The 16,515-nt window shown below is 70.0% G+C and carries 13 protein-coding genes and 2 pseudogenes; 5 read left to right on the top strand and 10 right to left on the bottom strand.

All coding sequences use genetic code 11. The features are described from left to right. Positions 1 to 91: 91 nt before the first annotated feature. From EDD32_RS13760 to EDD32_RS13750, 3 genes and pseudogenes are all read right to left on the bottom strand, one after another. Positions 92 to 2,869, bottom strand: a complete 2,778-nt coding sequence (locus EDD32_RS13760; protein WP_123920550.1) for a heavy metal translocating P-type ATPase — start codon at positions 2,867 to 2,869, stop codon at positions 92 to 94. Positions 2,870 to 3,356: 487 nt separating this feature from the next. After that, a complete protein-coding gene (locus tag EDD32_RS13755) occupies positions 3,357 to 3,563 on the bottom strand; it encodes a cupredoxin domain-containing protein (RefSeq protein ID WP_123918341.1) in 207 nt (68 codons plus the stop codon). Positions 3,564 to 3,648: 85 nt separating this feature from the next. Continuing rightward, positions 3,649 to 3,918, bottom strand: a pseudogene (locus EDD32_RS13750) (ATP-binding protein); the annotation flags it as partial. 295 nt (positions 3,919 to 4,213) lie between these two features. Here EDD32_RS13750 and EDD32_RS13745 point away from each other — a divergent pair. Genes EDD32_RS13745 through EDD32_RS13735 form a run of 3 tightly spaced genes read left to right on the top strand, consistent with a single transcriptional unit; the run spans position 4,214 to position 7,238 of the window. Beyond that, positions 4,214 to 5,311, top strand: a complete 1,098-nt coding sequence (locus EDD32_RS13745) for a site-specific integrase (RefSeq protein WP_211338826.1) — start codon at positions 4,214 to 4,216, stop codon at positions 5,309 to 5,311. Then, positions 5,308 to 6,252 carry a tyrosine-type recombinase/integrase gene (locus EDD32_RS13740; protein ID WP_123914219.1) on the top strand — a complete coding sequence of 315 codons (945 nt, stop codon included), beginning with the start codon at positions 5,308 to 5,310 and terminating at the stop codon, positions 6,250 to 6,252. Before EDD32_RS13745 ends, EDD32_RS13740 begins: the two co-directional genes overlap by 4 nt. Further along, complete coding sequence (locus EDD32_RS13735; RefSeq protein ID WP_123918339.1) at positions 6,249 to 7,238, top strand: tyrosine-type recombinase/integrase; 990 nt, start codon at positions 6,249 to 6,251, stop codon at positions 7,236 to 7,238. The genes EDD32_RS13740 and EDD32_RS13735 overlap by 4 nt, the downstream gene beginning before the upstream one ends. Before the next feature lie 105 nt (positions 7,239 to 7,343). Here EDD32_RS13735 and EDD32_RS13730 read toward each other — a convergent pair. The 3 genes and pseudogenes from EDD32_RS13730 to EDD32_RS13720 all read right to left on the bottom strand — a co-directional run. Further along, positions 7,344 to 7,865 (bottom strand): annotated as a pseudogene (locus EDD32_RS13730) (ATP-binding protein); the annotation flags it as partial. Further along, complete coding sequence (gene istA / locus EDD32_RS13725; protein ID WP_123918335.1) at positions 7,862 to 9,151, bottom strand: IS21 family transposase; 1,290 nt, start codon at positions 9,149 to 9,151, stop codon at positions 7,862 to 7,864. The pseudogene EDD32_RS13730 and the gene istA, both read right to left, overlap by 4 nt. A 23-nt stretch (positions 9,152 to 9,174) precedes the next feature. Continuing rightward, the gene (locus EDD32_RS13720; RefSeq protein WP_246006139.1) at positions 9,175 to 9,441 is read right to left on the bottom strand and encodes a hypothetical protein; all 267 of its coding nucleotides are present in this window, start codon (positions 9,439 to 9,441) and stop codon (positions 9,175 to 9,177) included. A gap of 184 nt (positions 9,442 to 9,625) precedes the next feature. Here EDD32_RS13720 and EDD32_RS13715 point away from each other — a divergent pair, with 184 nt between their 5' ends. Next, complete coding sequence (locus EDD32_RS13715) at positions 9,626 to 10,078, top strand: cupredoxin domain-containing protein (protein WP_170175300.1); 453 nt, start codon at positions 9,626 to 9,628, stop codon at positions 10,076 to 10,078. Between the two features lie 237 nt (positions 10,079 to 10,315). Here EDD32_RS13715 and EDD32_RS13710 read toward each other — a convergent pair whose 3' ends face one another. Both EDD32_RS13710 and lnt read right to left on the bottom strand, forming a co-directional pair. Then, complete coding sequence (locus tag EDD32_RS13710) at positions 10,316 to 11,113, bottom strand: class E sortase (RefSeq protein WP_123918331.1); 798 nt, start codon at positions 11,111 to 11,113, stop codon at positions 10,316 to 10,318. A 1-nt stretch (position 11,114) separates the two neighbouring features. Next, on the bottom strand, positions 11,115 to 12,617 hold the full coding sequence (gene lnt / locus EDD32_RS13705) for an apolipoprotein N-acyltransferase (RefSeq protein WP_246006137.1): 1,503 nt from the start codon (positions 12,615 to 12,617) through the stop codon (positions 11,115 to 11,117). Between the two features lie 796 nt (positions 12,618 to 13,413). Here lnt and EDD32_RS13700 point away from each other — a divergent pair. Then, entirely contained in the window at positions 13,414 to 14,541 is a 1,128-nt protein-coding gene (locus tag EDD32_RS13700) for a prolipoprotein diacylglyceryl transferase (protein ID WP_211338824.1), read from the top strand. Between the two features lie 341 nt (positions 14,542 to 14,882). On the opposite strand, the gene EDD32_RS13695 is transcribed toward EDD32_RS13700, so the two are convergent. Beyond that, positions 14,883 to 15,749: a F510_1955 family glycosylhydrolase gene (locus tag EDD32_RS13695; RefSeq protein ID WP_123918325.1), complete on the bottom strand. Its 867-nt coding sequence runs from the start codon at positions 15,747 to 15,749 to the stop codon at positions 14,883 to 14,885. An 80-nt stretch (positions 15,750 to 15,829) separates the two neighbouring features. Next, a complete protein-coding gene (locus tag EDD32_RS13690; RefSeq protein WP_123918323.1) occupies positions 15,830 to 16,474 on the bottom strand; it encodes a DUF305 domain-containing protein in 645 nt (214 codons plus the stop codon). Positions 16,475 to 16,515 lie beyond the last annotated feature (41 nt).

Here is a 16,515-nt window from a genome sequence, read left to right as displayed (position 1 = left end):
CGTCGTTCCCACGGCTCTGCTCTCCTTCGACCGGCACGGCCGGCTGTCGGCGCCTGCCGGGGCGGCGAGGCCGCCCCGGCAGGCGGTGGTGTCATGCCGGTGTGGTGGCGTACCTGGCCGGTTCGGCCTTGAAGGTCGCCGCGCAGTGGTTGGAGCAGAAGTAGTAGGTGGCGCCCTCGTACTCGGCGCTGTCAGCGGCGTTCGCGGGGTCGATGCTCATCCCGCAGATCGGGTCGGTGACCTTCGCGGACTTCTGGGACATGTCTTCCTCCATCGGTGTTTCGGTGTGGGTTTCTTCCTCATCGCGCCCGATCTCCACCACCGGGTCGGTGGCCAGGACATGGACGGGGTCTGGGACCGGGTGCGCCTTGAAGCGGCGCAGCCGGTTGGCGTTGGCGACCACGGACAACGAGGACAGCGCCATGGCCAGCGCGGCGATCACCGGGCTCAGCATCAGGCCGAAGACGGGGTAGAGCACTCCCGCCGCGATGGGGATACCGGCGCCGTTGTACATGAAGGCGAACACCAGGTTCTGGCGAATGTTGCGCATGGTCGCCCGGGACAGGTCCACCGCCGTGACGAGCCCGGACAGGTGCCCGGAGATCAGGGTGATGTCCGAGGACTCGATGGCCACGTCCGTGCCGGTGCCGATGGCGGAGCCGACGTCGGCCTGGGCCAGCGCCGGAGCATCGTTGATGCCGTCACCGACCATCCCGACGACCTTGCCCTCCGCCTGGAGGCGCTTGACCTCGGCGGCCTTGTGCTCGGGCATGACCTCGGCCACGACCCGGGTGATGCCGACCTGACGGGCGATGGCCGCCGCGGTGTCTCGGTTGTCACCGGTCATCATGACGACCTCGATGCCGCGCTTCTGCAGGGCCGCGACCGCCGCCGCCGATCCTTCCTTGACGGTGTCGGCGACGCCGATCACGCCCGCGGCCTTCCCGTCCACGGCCACGAGCATCGGGGTCTTGCCGTCCGCGGCCAGACGGCGCAGGTCAGCGGTCAGCGGAGCCGGCTCGATCCCCGCTGCGGACAGCAACCGGGTGTTGCCGACGAGGACCTCCCGACCGTCCACCAGAGCGCGCACCCCCTGGCCGGTGATGGAGTCGAACGCGGCCGTCTCGGGGACGCTCAAACCGCGACTCCGTGCCCCGGTCACGATCGCGGTGGCCAGCGGGTGCTCGGAAGAGGCCTCGACGGCGGCCACCAGCGCCAGGAGCTCGTCCGGGGCGAACCCTTCGGCGGGCAGGACGTCGGTCAGTGCCGGAGCGCCCTTGGTGATCGTCCCGGTCTTGTCCAGCACGACCGTGTCGAGCTTGTGCGCGGTCTCCAGGGCTTCGGCGGAGCGGATGAGGATGCCGTTGGTGGCGCCCTTGCCGGTGCCGACCGTGATCGACATCGGTGTGGCCAGGCCCAGGGCGCACGGGCACGCAATGATCAGTACCGACACCGCGGCGACCAGCGCGAAGATGAACGCCGGCGGCGGGCCCACCAGCGCCCACACCACGAATGACCAGATCGCGATGGCGATGACCGCCGGCACGAAGTAGCCGGAGACCTTGTCCACGACCCGCTGGATGGGAGCCTTGGACCCCTGTGCCTCGCGCACCAGCTTGATGATCTGGGCCAGCATCGTCTCCGCGCCGACCTTCGTGGCGGTGTACCGGAACGCGCCCGTCTGGTTGATCGTGGCGCCGATGACCGTGTCGCCCACCTGCTTCGTCACCGGCATCGGCTCGCCGGTGACCATGGACTCATCCACCGCGGAGGTGCCCTCGACCACCTCGCCGTCCACCGGCAGCTTCTCCCCCGGGCGGACCACGACGACGTCACCGACGATGACGTCATCGATCTGGACCTCGATCTCCTCGGCACCACGGATCACCCGGGCGGTACGCGGCTGCAGCCCGATCAGGGCCCGGATCGCCTCGCCCGTCCCGGCCTTGGCCTTGGTCTCCAGCAACCGACCCAGCAGGATCAGGGTGATGATGACCCCGACCGCCTCGTAGTACACCTCACGGACGTTCTCCGGCAGCGCGCCAGGGAAGAAGGTCACCACCAGGCTGTAACCGAAGGCCGCGATCGTGCCCAGCGTGATCAGCGAGTTCATGTCCGCGGTTCGGTGGGACAGCGCCAGCCAGCCGGTCCGGTGGATCGGCCAGCCCGTGTAGAAGAACACCGGCGCGATCAGGGCCAGCTGGAACCACCTGTTCATGAAGATCTCCGGCACCCATGTAGCCCCGAAGACCTCCATCGCCATCACCGCGAAGACCACCGGGGCACTGAGGATCGACCCGATGACCACCCGGCGACCCAGGTCGGCGATCTCCGCCGCCCGCTCCCGCTCCTCGGCGTCGCCGTCGTCCTCACCGGCGGCTGTGGGCCGGGCGTCCTTGGTCTGGGAGGGGGCCGGCACGTCCGCCACGTGGGCGGTGGTCTCCGCAGTACCGCCCGCTGGCGCAGGCGCTCCCTCTTCCGCGCGCTCAGGGGCTCGTTCGAGCACCTGCAAACGACCGCGCATCATGTTCATGCCACAGGCGAACCCGAAGTCGCCGGATGCTTGCGGAACGAACTCCACTGTCGTGGTCTCCCACGCCGGCAGAACCTGATTGACCTTGAAGTCGGGCATGACTACCCGGGACGAGCAGTCCCCGGCCTCCTGGCGGTCGAACTCGAGCCGCACCGGTATGCCCTGGGCGACTTGGACCACGTCCGGGCTGTAGCCGCCCTGGACCCTGATCCTGACCACCTGCACACCGTCGTCCATCTCAGCCTGGCGAACCTTCTTCGGACCGAAGAAGAACCACCAGAGCAGAGCGGTCAGCACGACCCCGACCACAATCACGACAACCTCTGACCCTGAAATCACCGAACACCTCCGACATTGTTTCTATCCCGATCCCCTGCCGCACCGGCCGCCAGCAAGGGCTCCCGGTACCGGCCGCGGCTCCGCGCCCGGCGCGCCGGAGTGAGCGCGAAGCCCGCCCTCGCCACAGCTCCGCCAAGCTCGGAGGTACTCACCTGAGCGGGGCCGCGGAGGACCAACAACGCGGTACCGGCCGACCGGAGGTCCGCAGCGGCGTTCGTGACGCCGCCGATGGTGCGCACCTGTTCCAACAGCTCGGCCAAGCACACCCCGCACACGGGCCCGGTGACCCCGAACTCACTCACGGCCATCATGTCCTCCTCAGCTGCTCCGACTTCGTACCCCCAGGGGGTACCCATGACGGTAGTTCTGCTGCCCTGAATGTCAGGACAGCAAGACGGTGAAGATCCGATGTACAGGCGCTGTCACTCAACCCCGGGCCACTCGTGACGGCTGGGTGCCCAGGAGACGTAGGAGAGGACCGTGGTCATGCCGATCCCCGCGTGGTTGTTCCACCCCATGCACGTCCACGGCAGGCGGTGTCGCTCCCGGCGTTGATGATCCGTAGCCGCACCCGGTGCCCGGGCCGGGAGCGGATGACGTAGGGGTCCTCGGGCAGGCGGCCGTTGATCAGGTGCGCGGGGTGGGCGACGTCGCCGGTGTCGGCGCCCAGCGACCGGTCCGGGGAGGGCATGGCGTCCTCCATTGTCAACGCCGGGTGAAAACTGACCCCCTGTTGCCGATCGAAAGTTGACCCCCTGCGGGGTCTTTGCTGTTGGTTAGTTGCTGGTTCGTGCCGGTGGTCGCGGCGTGGTTCGGTGGCCGCGGGTGCGGTAGGAGTCCCCGTCCAGGGCGATGACCTGGGCGTGGTGGACGAGGCGGTCGATGGTCGCGGCGGCGACGACGTCATCGCCGAGGGTCTCGCCCCACCGGGAGAAGGTCAGGTTCGAGGTGACGATCACCGAGCCGGTCTCGTACCTGGAGGCGATGAGCTGGAAGAACAGCGAGGCCGCCGCGGTGTCGAAGGGCAGGTAGCCGACCTCGTCAACCTATGCGGACATCCGCATAGATTGATCTATGCCGATGCGGCGACTATGTCGAGGGCCGTGATCGGGCGGTGTGGGCGGCCGTGAGGTCGTGCGGGTTCACGCGCGTGCCGACGCTGCCCGGCTCGGCATAGTTGCGGGCTGAGAGCAGCCTCGTTCGTGGGAGCACCGCGCTCCCGTGGAGGAGGCGGGTGCAATGTCAGGAACGAGGAGGAAGCCTGGGCAGCTCGGCCCACACGTCGAGGGTTATCGGTCTTGGTTGGCTCGACGGGGCTACACGCCCGGCACGATCCGGAACATGCTCAAGGATCTCGGCCGGGTCGGTCGGTGGCTTTCCGGGGAGGGGCTGGTCGCCGGGCAGCTCAACGAGGAGCGGATGGAGGCGTTTCTCGCTTCCCTGGGTGCGGCGGGCCAGCGCAGAGTTCCTGGGCCGCGCGCGATGGCGCCACTCTTGGGCTATCTCCGGGAGATCGGGGTCACCCCGGCGGCGCAGCTGTCACCGACGGCGTTGAGTGAACTGCTGAGGTGTTACCGGTCCTGGATGGTTCAGGAACGAGGCCTGGCCCCGACCACGGTGTTGCGTTATGAGAACACCGCACGCCGCTTCCTGCAGGAGCGGGCAACCGAGGATGGGGTGTTTGCACCCTCGGCCCTGACCGGGGAGGACGTCAACGCGTTCCTCCTGCGTGAGTGCGCTCGAGTCTCGTCCGGGTCGGCGAAGGGGCGGGTCGCCGAGCTCCGCTCGGTCTTGAGGTTCTTGTACTTGCAGGAGATCACGCCGCTCGGGCTCGGGTCAGCGGTGCCTGCGGTGGGTGGGTGGCGGTTGGCCACGCTGCCGCCCACGGTCAGCGCCGCGGACGTCCAGCTGCTACTCGACAGCTGTGACCGCAACACCTCGGTAGGCCTACGCGACTTCGCGATGATGACGGTGGTCGCGCGGCTGGGCCTGCGGTCCATCGAGGTCGCCCGCCTGGAACTGCGGGACGTGGAGTGGCGAGCCGGTGAACTCCTGGTCCGCGGTAAGGGCCGCAGGCAGGACCGGCTACCGCTGTTGGCGGACGTCGGCGAAGCGTTCGCCGACTACCTCTCGGCCGGCCGCAACCCCGCCGGGGCCCGTCACGTCTTCTTGACCTGTCGTGCTCCCCGCGGACCGATCCGCGCCGACCTTGTCGGCGATGTCGTCGAGCGGGCCTGCAAACGAGCAGGGCAGCCGGTGGTCGGACCACACCGGCTCCGACATGCCCTGGCCGGCGATCTGCTTCGTCACGGCGCCGGTCTGGTCGCAATCAGCCAGGTCCTGCGCCATCAGGACCTGGCCACCACTGCCCTCTACGCCAAAGTCGACCTGGACACGCTGCGCCACGTTGCCCAGCCCTGGCCGGGAGCGGCGCGATGAGTGCCCTGGAGCAGGACCTGGCCGAGTACCTGCGGCTGCGGCGTTCACTGGGCCACGAGCTGGCCGAGGCGGGGTGGCTGCTGCCCAGCTTCGTGGCCTACCTCGACGCCCACGGATCACCGACGGTGACCATCGGCGCGGCACTGGCCTGGATCCACGAGGCCAGCACCGACTCTCAGAGCACCGTTGCGCCACGGCGGATGACGGCCGTCCGCGGCTTCGCCCGCTACCTGGCCGGCATTCACGCCGACACCGAGATTCCGCCGCTCGGGTTGGTGCCGTATCGGCAGCGGTGGCGGCAACCGTTCATCTACTCGGCGGCCGACATCGATGCGGTGATGGTCCGGGCCCGATCCTCGATCGCCTCGCCGCTACGGGCCGCGACCTACGACACCCTCATCGGGCTGCTCGTAGCAAGTGGCCTGCGGATAGGCGAGGCGATCAAGCTCGACCGCAGTGATGTCGACTGGACTCACGGCGTGTTGTTGATCCGCGAGTCCAAGTTCGGCAAGACCCGCCTCGTTCCCCTGCACGAGACCAGCATGCGGTCCCTGGCCGAGTACGCCGCGTTGCGTGACGACGTCCAACCCCGCCCGGAGGACGGCAGCTTCTTCGTGTCTCTGACTCGTCACCGGCTGTGCTACGCCGTCGTGTCGCAGACCTTCCGGCAGTTGGTCGACACCGCCGGCGTCGGAGCCGCCGCCCCCGCCGCACCGAGGCTTCACGACCTGCGCCACACCTTCGCGGTCCGCACCCTGCTCGGCTGGTACCAAGCTGGTGAGGACGTGCAGGCGAAGATTCCCTCGCTGTCGACCTACCTCGGGCATCGCGAGCCGTCCTCCACCTACTGGTATCTCTCCGCCGCGCCCGAACTGCTCGCCCTGGCCGCCGGTCGTCAGCACACCGCCTGGTCGGCGGCTCGACCAGGAGCCCAGCCATGACCCTGATCGCGCCAACCCTGCAGGCGTTCTTCTCCGACCGCCTCACCCAGCAGCGACAGGCCAGCCCCCGCACCATCGCGGCGTACCGAGACACCCTGCGGCTGCTGCTCGGATTCGTACACACCAAGACCGGCAAGATGCCCGCCCAGCTCGACTGGGACGACCTGGACGCCGCGACGATCTCCGCGTTCCTCAATCACCTGGAAAACGAGCGTCGCAACAGCATCCGCACCCGCAACGTCCGGCTGACCGCGATCCGGTCACTGTTCTCCTACGCCGCCCTGCGCCACCCCGAGCACGCTCTCCTCATCCAGCGCGTCCTGGCCATCCCACCGAAACGGTTCGACAAACGGGTCATCACCTTCCTGACCCCGCTCGAGGTCGACGCCCTCGTCGCAGCCCCGGACCAGTCCCGGTGGGAAGGACGACGAGACCGGGCCCTGCTGATGCTGGCCGTCCAGACCGGGCTTCGGGTCTCCGAGCTCACCGGGTTGAACTGCCGCGACGTCACCCTCGGCACCGGCGCGAACATCCGCTGCGAAGGCAAAGGCCGCAAGCACCGCGCAGTCCCGCTCACCACCCCAGTCACGACACTGCTTCGAGCCTGGATGGCCGAGCGAGCCGGACTTCCCCACGACCCACTATTCCCGACCCGCACCGGACGGCGCCTCAGCCGCGACGCCATCGCACTACGTGTCAGCACCCACGCCGCGACCGCAGCCCGGGACTGCCCCTCACTGCTGGGCAAGCGAGTCCACCCCCACGTCCTCCGCCACACCTGCGCGATGTCCCTCCTACAAGCCGGCGTCGACACCTCAGTGATCGCCCTCTGGCTCGGCCACGCCGGCGTCCGCTCCACCGACGCCTACATCCACGCCGACATCACCATCAAGGAGAAAGCACTCGCCCTCACCACACCAGCCTCCGCGAAGCCAGGACGCTACCGACCCACAGACAAGGTCCTCGCCTTCCTCGAGAGCCTGTGACTATGCCGAGACGGCCAGCGGTCGCCGGCCCGTGAACCCGCACGACCTCACGGCCGCCCACACCGCCCGATCACGGCCCTCGACATAGTCGCCGCATCGGCATAGGTCGATCACAAGGAGCCGGTAGCGGTTGAGTTTGCGCAGCTCGCGGTCCAGGCGGCCCTCGGTGTGCGTGGCGGCCAGGCGGGCGATCCAGCCGGTGGCGGTGTCGAACGCGACGGGGTAGGACGCCTCGGCGGCCTTGATGCCCAGCGCGATGGCGAGGTGGCTCTTCCCCGTCCCGGGCGGGCCGAGCAGGACGACGTTCTCGCGTTTCGCGATGAAGGTCGTCGTGGCCAGGTGGGCGATGACGTCCCGGGTGGCGGCCGGGACGTGGTCGAAGGTGAAGTCCTCGATCGTCTTGGTCGCCGGGAAGTGCGCGGCGGCGATCCGCATGCGGGTCCCGTTCGCGGTCCGGGAGGCGACCTGGCGGCCCAGGACGGCGGCGAGGTACTCCTCGTGGGACCAGCCCTCCGCGCGGGCCTGGTCGCCCAGGGCGGCGAAGGTCTCGGTGATCACCGGGGTCTTGAGCTCGCGGGCCAGGAACGCGACCTCGCTGCCGAGGTCCTTGCGGGTGGTGGTGGTCATCGCACGGCCTCCAGGCGCCGGCCCGTCCCCTCGGCCACCGTGGTCACCGAGGTGGTGGCCGCGGTGGTGAGGGCGAAGAGGTCGTCGTAGTCCGACAGGGCCCGGACCCCGACCAGCGCCCCGGCCTTCGCCGCCGGCGCGATCGCGGCGGCGGACCGGGACCGGTAGGCCTGGCGCAGCGCCGCGGCGGTGGTGACGTGGGCCGGGTCGGTGATGGTGCGCCTCACGTCCCAGCAGCGTTCGTGGGCGGCGACGACCTGCCCGGCGCAGGTCACCGTGACCGTGGTCAGGCCCGCGGTGATGTCGACGAACCGGCCGATCACCGACGGGTCGACGGAGTAGTCGTTGCCCAGCACGCGAACGTAGTAGTCCCGGCCCAGCCGCACCCGGTCGGTCATGCCGACCGACGGGGCCACCGGGGGCAGGTCCATCATCGCGGCGGCATCGGTGCCGACCCGCAGCCCGGGCTGGGTCCCGGTCCGGCGCAGCACGCGCTGGTTCGCCCGCGGGAGCCACGCCTCGAGCTGGGTGTTGAAGTCCGCCGGCGAGGCGAACGCCCGGCCGGGCAGGAACGAGGTCTGCAGGTACCCGTTCGCCCGCTCGACCACGCCCTTGGCCTCCGGATCCCGGGGCCGGGTCTGGTAGATCCGAGTCCCCAGCGTCCCGGCGAACGCCCTCGCGCCGACGGTGAGCCTGTGGTGCTGGCCGATCCCCGCCTCGTTGTCCCACACCAACGTCTTCGGGACCGCACCGAGCGTGCCGGCCAGGAGGTGCCACATTCCCGCGAGCAGGTCCCCGGTGGTCCGCGACGGCAACAGCACGGCCATGATGAACCCCGACCACGCCGCGACCATCGTCAGCACCGGCGGGGCCACCATCACCCCGGGGCTCACGGGCACGATCTTGGCCGGGAACCACAGATCGCACTGAACGATCTCGCCCGCCTGGTACTCGGTCCGGTCGGCCGGGTCCGCCGGCGCAAACAAGGGGCGCAACTGCGCGACCCGCGCGCGCAGCACCGACGCCGAGTGCTCCCACCCGATCCGCTCGGCGATTACCGACGCCGGCATCGTCGGCGTCCGCGCCAGCAACGCCCGGATCTGCCCGTCGTAGGCATCGACCCTGGAGCCGGCCGGCTTGCGCTCGTACCTCGGCAGGGTGTCCGCCGCCAGCGCCGCCCGCACGGTGTTACGCGCGACGCCGACCTGCCGGGCGATCGCCTTGATCGCCATGCCCTCTGACCTATGCAGCCGTCGGATCTCGGCCCAATCTTCCACGTTGATCACTCCCTCACTCTGTCCGAGGGGGGTCAACATTCACTCGGCGCCACGGGGTCAGTATTCACGCGGCATCGACACTCCATCGCGCTACCCCCGTGGCCCATGCCGTCCATGGCCGTGCCGCCCATGACCATGCCCTCTCGCGCCATGCGCTCGAGGATCGTCTCCGGCGAGTCGCCCCAGCCGTCCGTCCAGTCGTCCAGGACCAGGACGACCTCCATGTCGTAGCCGCCCGGCTCGGCCGGGTCCTCCACGATGAGCGGGGCCTGGAGGCCGGTGTCGAGCTGGACGCCCACGCGCGAGTGGAACCGTGCCAGTGCACCGTCATCTCCGCCGGCAGGTCGTTGACCAACCGGACCCGCAGCTCGTCCCCGGCCGCACGCGGATCTCCCGCCCCGGCACGTGGCCCTGAAGAGGCGGACGGCCGGACTCTTCGTCATGTCTTCATCATCCGGCGGTGGCCACCGACATCAGTCTGCGATGGCCTGTACCTACCCGTTCGTGGTGTGGAGGTGGCTGACTGTGAGAGACGCGATGAGGACGCCCGAGCCCCGCCCCGAGCCACCAGGCGTCGACGCTACGCAGGAGGCCGGGGTCACCGTCCGGGACGGCTACCAGCCACCGACGCTGCGGCTGGAGGCGTACGTCCCGACGCGCCTGGAGATCATCCGGGAGGAGGACAATCCGTGTTCGGAGTTCTTCATCGTCCATGACCTCGGGGTGGACGTGGCAGTTCCCGCCTTCGGCAGCACAACCGTGCCGCTTCCCGGCCTACCCGAAGGGCGCTACGACTTCTCCTGCGGTCGGGGCAGGCTGCGCGGCGCAGTCGAGATCGGCCCACCTCGCCCGCGCGCTCCCGGACAGCCGGGACGCGGTGTCGAGGCTCACCGCCGATCCCATCGAGCCACTGTCCGCGGGTCTGCGCTGGAATGATCGGGGGCTGGGTGCGTAGGCGGCCCACAAACCCCGCTCGTCGAACGATGAAGATGAGGGACACCCCTGCCGTTCGTCGGTTCGGGTGCCACCCTTGCGGCGACCGTGCGGACCCTGTGGTTCGGGAGGCCGACCCGGTCCGCGGGGTGTCCTCGTGCCTGGCGTACAGCCTGGGGCAGGAGTTCCGTACTTCGTGATGGCGGTGCTGTGTCCCGGTCCACCCAGGCGCTGCTGCCGTCAGCCGTCCTGCAACAGCTCGGCAGGCACGCCTTCCGACCTGGGGATCCACCGCTCGAGGACTCCGTGCGTGATCCACCGTTGCGCGGTGCTCCACAGCGGGTGGCACGTGGTGAAGGTGATCAGTCGTTCAGTCGCCGGCACGTCCGGCTGGTTGGGGGTCGGGGCCAGGACCTCGACCTTGTCGGGCTCGACGATGTAGTCCTCCCGCACGCGGTACACCAACCATGCGTCGGCGGTCTCGACGATCAGGGGGTCCCCGACCTCGAGGGTGTCGACATACCGGAAGGCCGCGCCGTAGGTCTGGCGGTGCGCGGCCAGGGCGAAGTTTCCGATCTCGCCGGGTAGCGCGGTGCCGGGGTAGTGACCGGCAGCCCCGGTGTCGAGCACGTCCGTGCTGACTCCCTCGGTGATGGGGACCTCGTAGGCGCGCCCCCATCGGGGCACGTGCAGCGTCGCGAACGGCTCCCCCTCGCTCACCGCGCGCATCTCGGGCGGGGGTTCTTCGGTCCGCGCCCGGGCCGGCTCGAGCACCTCGGGGACGGTGTAGCTGTCCTCCATCGCCGTGACCGTCGCTCGCTGCTCCCGGGCGGCGACGACGTCGGTCCACCACACCTGCCAGACGACGAACAGCGCGAGCAGCACTCCGGCGGTCAGCAAGAGCTCACCGGCGAGACCGACAGCCTGCGCCGCCGGAGCCCGGCGCAGGCGCCGGATAGGGGCGCTGGTGGCCCGCGTCGCGTCGGCGGCGTCCGGCAAGAGAGCGGTGCGGTGCCGTGCGGTGGTGCCCGACCTCATCTCACCGCGCACGCCGGTGACGGCCGGCGAGTCCTCCCACGAGGAGGACCAGCGCGAGCACGTTCACGACCGTCCCGGGCCACTCCCCCAACCGGTCCGCCGTCGTGAGCGAGGTGCGCAGCGGCAGCTCCGCCACCATCTGCTCGGCGGTGAACAGGCCCGTCCGATCCAGGACCTCCCCGTCGGGGCCGATCACCCCACTGACACCCACGGTCGAGACCTGCACCACCGCACGGCCGTGCTCGGCAGCCCGGAACCGGGACATGGCCAGCTGCTGGGCGGACTCCTGCGTCAACCCGAAGGAGGCGTTGTTGGTAGGGATCACGATGAGCTCACCGCCGGCGAGCACACCGTCGCGGATCAGGTCGTCGTAGGCGACCTCGAAGCAGATCGCGGCGGTAATCGGCACCGCCCGTCCCAGTCGCTCGATCCCGACCCGGACCAGAGCCTCACCGGTACCCGCCACCATGTCGGTGGTCACCAGGTCCACGGCCGAGGTGATCCGGCGGAAGAACTCCCGGTAGGGGACGTACTCACCGAACGGCACCGGCCGTTGCTTCGTGTACTCCACCTGCGGGTCTGCGCCGGTCCCCGGCTCCCACAGGATGTAGTTGTTGTACCGCAACCCGGGCAGGAACTGCTGTGTGCCGAGAAGGATCGGCGCACCAACGGCCCGTGCGGCATCGTCGACCACCGCCGCCACGGCCGCATCCGTGCGCGGATCGATGTCCGAGGCGGACTCGGGCCACAGCACCAGGTCGAGCTCCCCGGGCTCCGTGCGCTCGAGCAGGGCCAGGGTGCCGTCCGCATGGTTCTCGGCCACCTCCCGAGCCTGGCCCATCGCCTCGGCCCCCTGCACGGGCACGTTGCCCTGCACCACGCCGACCCGCAGTGTGCCCGCCTCGGCGCCAGTGCCCAGCGGCACCAGCGCGGGCAGGAAGGCGAGGGCCAGAGCGACGGTCGCGGGCGCGCCCGCCCAGGCGAGCCGCCGACGGCTCAACCGCAACCCCACCAGGGCCAGCAATGCCCCCAGAACGACCACCGCCCCACTGACCAGCGGCTCCCCACCCACCGATGCGAGGGGCAGCAGCGGGCCCTCGGTCTGGGAGAACGCGAGCGTCCCCCACGGGAAGCCCCCGAAGGGCCACCGACCGCGGACCTGCTCGGCGCCGACCCACAGGACCGCCACCGCCACTACCTGCACCCAGGGGTGCCCGCGCACCCAGGGCCCACGGCGCACCCACACCCAGGCGGCGCCGAACCCGGCGAGGTACAGCGCCTGGAAGATCGACAGCGCCACCCAGCCGATCGGCTGCCCCACCGCCTCGTTCGCCCACCACACGTGCGGCAGGAAGAACGCGAGCCCGTACAGCGCGCCGACCACGAAGCCCCAGCGAGCAGACTCACGCCGGAGCGCAAGCAGGAGCAACGCGATGCCGACGAACGCCATCGGCCACCAGGACCGCTCCGGGAACGCCGTCTCGGTCGCCAGCCCTCCGGTCACCGCGAGCACCACCGACCATGTTCGCGCGGGGCGGTCAGGGACAGGTGCGCTCCACGAGGACGCCGGCAGCGCCGTGCGCGGCCGGGGGCCTGCGACGACGTGTGCCGCCCGGTCCGCGGTGCGGGTGCCCGAGATGGGGTGCCGAGAGGAGGACGGGCTGGCCGGCATTCGTAACTCCTGCTCCGGGGGCGTGGGACGTGTGCGCCTCAGGCGCGCACTCACATCCTCTCACCGGAGATCGTCAAGCGAGCCAGTCGAAGGATCGAGTCCGGTGCGGCCATTCATGAGGAACGGTGAGAACTGCCCACCGCGCGGGCACGCAGGCGAGATTCCTTCGTCGAACCTTCATCGATAGTTGACAGTCACGGCTCCCGGTCAGGCGACAATCGATACGATGAACACCACGGGAGCGACCCCTCAGACCTCGGCAGATGAGGAGCCAGAAAAGGGGGCCGGAGCAGCCTTCTTCCGGGCGCCGACTGACGCGAAAGCACTCCGCCGTCCGTCCCCTGGTGATCTCCGGCAGGTACGGACACCTCGTCAGGTACGGACACCTCGTCCCCAGGTTCCGCCGTCCCGTCCCCACGTTCCGCCGTCGTCTACCGCTCGTCCCGAGGGCGTGAGACCGGCGCGTCCCGACCCTCGACCTTCCGTGGGGCTCGCCGTCGCGTCCGTTCAGGAGGGGGCCCCTGCAACGGCACAGGTCGCCGCAGCGCAGGGTCCCCTTTCGAGCCGATCGACCGAGGAGGTCGTTCCCGTCGCGGTGACTTCGCTGAGCGGTCCGCCACCTCGGCTGGTGCGGCACATCCCCAGTTCCGCAGTCGTCATCACAGATCTGAGCTGCAGTGCGCTCGAGGGCGCGGACCAGCAGTCGCTGGGTGTGACGTACTGGTTCGACGCGGAGCCTACCGGCGACCGCTACACCATGACGGTGCATCTCCGCGGCCGGCTGAAGCAGGGCTCCGGCGAGGAAGCCAGCTCGGCGAAGCCGGAAGGCCGCACGGAGTTCGCGGTGACGTCGTCGTTGGAGAACGTTGTGCCCGGTTCGGGCCGGATCGCCTTGACGACTCGGATCCAGGACGTCGCCGCGGGCGAGTGGGAGGTGGTGGCCACGCCGGTACGGCCCGCGCCGACCGGAGGGCCTGCCCCGTGGGTGGAGGCGCCCGGACCTGGCCTGTCGCGGGGCAGTGCTTCGGGCCGCACCGCGCTCGCTCCTTTCGTGCGAAGCCTCGCGCCGGGGGTCCGTCTGGGCGCCTGGCCGGCGCTCGTGGGCACGGGATTTGTCCTGGCACTGATCCTTCAGGTGTTGCTGGCCCGCCAGTTCGACATCCCAGGGCTGGGCCTCGCCGGGCTCACGGTCGTCGCGAGCACGCTCGGCCTAGCAGGTGCCAAGGTGTACTACCTGCTTACCCACCCCCGGGAACCGAGGAGCTTCCTGACACCGGGGCTGTCCGTGCAGGGGTTTGTCATCGCGACCGTGGGCGCGCTCGTGGCAGGCACATCCCTTCTCGATCTACCACTGGGAGCCGTGCTCGACGTCACCGCTCCGGGCCTGCTCGTGGCGATGGCAGTCGGCAGACTCGGCTGCCTCCTTGGCGGGTGTTGCGCCGGCCGGCCGACATCATCGAGGTGGGGTGTCTGGTCCTCCGATCGTCGGGTGGGAGTGCGGCGGATACCCGTGCAGCTCCTCGAGTCCGCTCTCTCCGCAGCGCTAGGGGTCATCGCGCTCGTTCTCGTCCTGAGGTCGCCGGCCGCCGGTTCGGGTCTGGTACTCGTGCTCGCGGTCGCGGCCTATGTGCTGGGTCGCCAGACCCTCTTCCCGCTACGGAGCATCCCCCGCGCCACGAGACATGGACGTCACGTCACCCTGGTCGCAGCCGCCGCGGTGCTCGCTGGATCTGCCACCGCTCTCGTGCTGGGCTGATTTCCTGCAGCAGGGAGAGGCCTGTCTCCTTGGAACGTCGGCTGGTTCTTGCTGCTCGTCTTCCCGGTCTGTCGCCTGCCACATGAGCATGGGACCGCTGTAGCCGGTTTTCTGCCAGCGTCATGGGACCACTTGGATTGCCAGTCATGGGACCACCCGGCGCGTCTTGCTGGTATCTGCTCGATGACACGTTTGATCGCCGTGTCGGTGTCGTCGGCGCGGGGGTTGTCGGGCGTGGGGATTCAGGGAGGTCAGCGCGGTTGAGGTTCGTGAGGTGCTGCGGGGCTGGCTCGACGGAGCAGGCTTGCGGACGGTCGCGGAGCCCCTGCGTGACACGGTCCTCAGCTGACGCCGTCAGGGATCGGCTGCCAGGACTCGCCCCGGTCCTCGCTCTTCAGGAGCACCGTCCCGTCGAACGCCGCGAGGTAGGTGTCCTCGTCAACGGCGGTGAACGCGGCCGGGGTACCGTTGCCGGGACCGGAAGAGACCCAACCGGTCGGCTCCGATCGCCACACGACCCCAGCGGCGTCGAGGCCGACGACGGCGCCCCCGGTTGCTGCCGGCAGATGGTCGATGACCACAAGCGGTTCGGGCGGCTGCCCGTCCCCCACCGTGAAGGTGGCGCCGCCGTCGTCGCTGGCCATGAGGCCCTCGGCGGTGGTGGCGACGACGCGGTCCGGGTCGACCGGATGGGCGTCGAGGTCGCGGGCGGCGATAGCGGCGCCCTCCACCCAGGTGGACCCGCCGTCGTCACTGCGCCGGACCGCACCGGTGGAGGAGTCCAGCCCGTAGATGCGGTCCCCGACCGCTGTCAGCGCGTGGAAGTCGCTGACGCCACCGAGTGACACCTCGGCCCAGCTACCACCGGCGTCTGTGCTCCTGAGGAGCCCGAGGTTTCCCGGTCCCTCCTGGCCCGGTCCGGGGTGGCCGCTGGCCAGGAAGGTGTCCGGCCCCTGAACCGTGAAGCCCATGGTGTCCTGCCTGCTCTCGCCGACCGGTGCCGGCTCGCCGCGGCCCAGGGAGTACAGGCCCAGGTGGGTGGCGGCGTAGACCAGGCCGTCCCCCGGGTTGAGCGCCAGGTCGTGAACGTGACCGAGGGCCGCGGCAGCCCCGGCCTCCGCTGCCGTGTCTCCGGGGGACGTCGAGGAGCAACCCCCGAGGACGAGGGGCAGGGCGAACAACGCCACGCCCAGTGGGAGGGAACGCAAGGACACCCTTTCGTCGGGACGGGGTTGCGCCGGCGGAGGCCCTGGGGGCGGGCCGCCGCCGGCACGGTGGTGGGAGTCGGTCAGAGGTCCTGCAGCATCTGCTCCATCTCTGTGATCTCCGCCTGCTGGTCCTGGACGATCCTGTCCGCCAGCTCCAGGGCCGCCGGGTTCTCACCCTCGGCCCTCTGGAGCTCCGCCATCTCGATGGCACCCTCGTGGTGGGCGATCATGAGCTCGAGGAAGCGGCGGTCGAAGTCGGCACCGGAGAGCTGATCGAGCTCGGCCATGGCGCCCTCCTGGTCCATACCGTCCATGTCCATGCCGCTGTCCATCTCCTCCATCCCCTCCATGTCGCCCATCGGGGTGACATCCTCACCCCAGCCCTCGAGCCAGGAGGTCATCTCCTCGATCTCGGGGCCCTGGGCGGCGGAGATCCCCTCGGCGAGGCTGCGGACCTCCTCGGAGTCCGCTCTCTCGACCGCCAGGTCGGCCATCTCGATGGCGCCCTCGTGATGGACGATCATCATCTGGGCGAAGGCGGTGTCGGCGTCGTTGTGCGCCTCCTCGCTCTGCTCCTCCGGCTCGGTGGTGGTCTGTGCCGTCGTGTCCTGCGTGGTGGCCCCGCCACCACTGTCGGCCTCGTCCGCCGATCCGCCGCAAGCGGTGAGGACGAGGGTCAGGGCGAGGGCGCCGGCGGCTGCGGCGGGGCGGGTCCGAAGTTTCACGGGATTCCTTCTCTGCTGGGGGGGACCGGCGCGTCCTCACA

The sequence above is a fragment of the Georgenia muralis genome (assembly GCF_003814705.1).
GTDB classification, from domain to species: Bacteria; Actinomycetota; Actinomycetes; order Actinomycetales; family Actinomycetaceae; genus Georgenia; species Georgenia muralis.
Note: the sequence above shows the minus strand (reverse complement) of the source record. Positions and strands in the feature narration are given on the sequence as shown.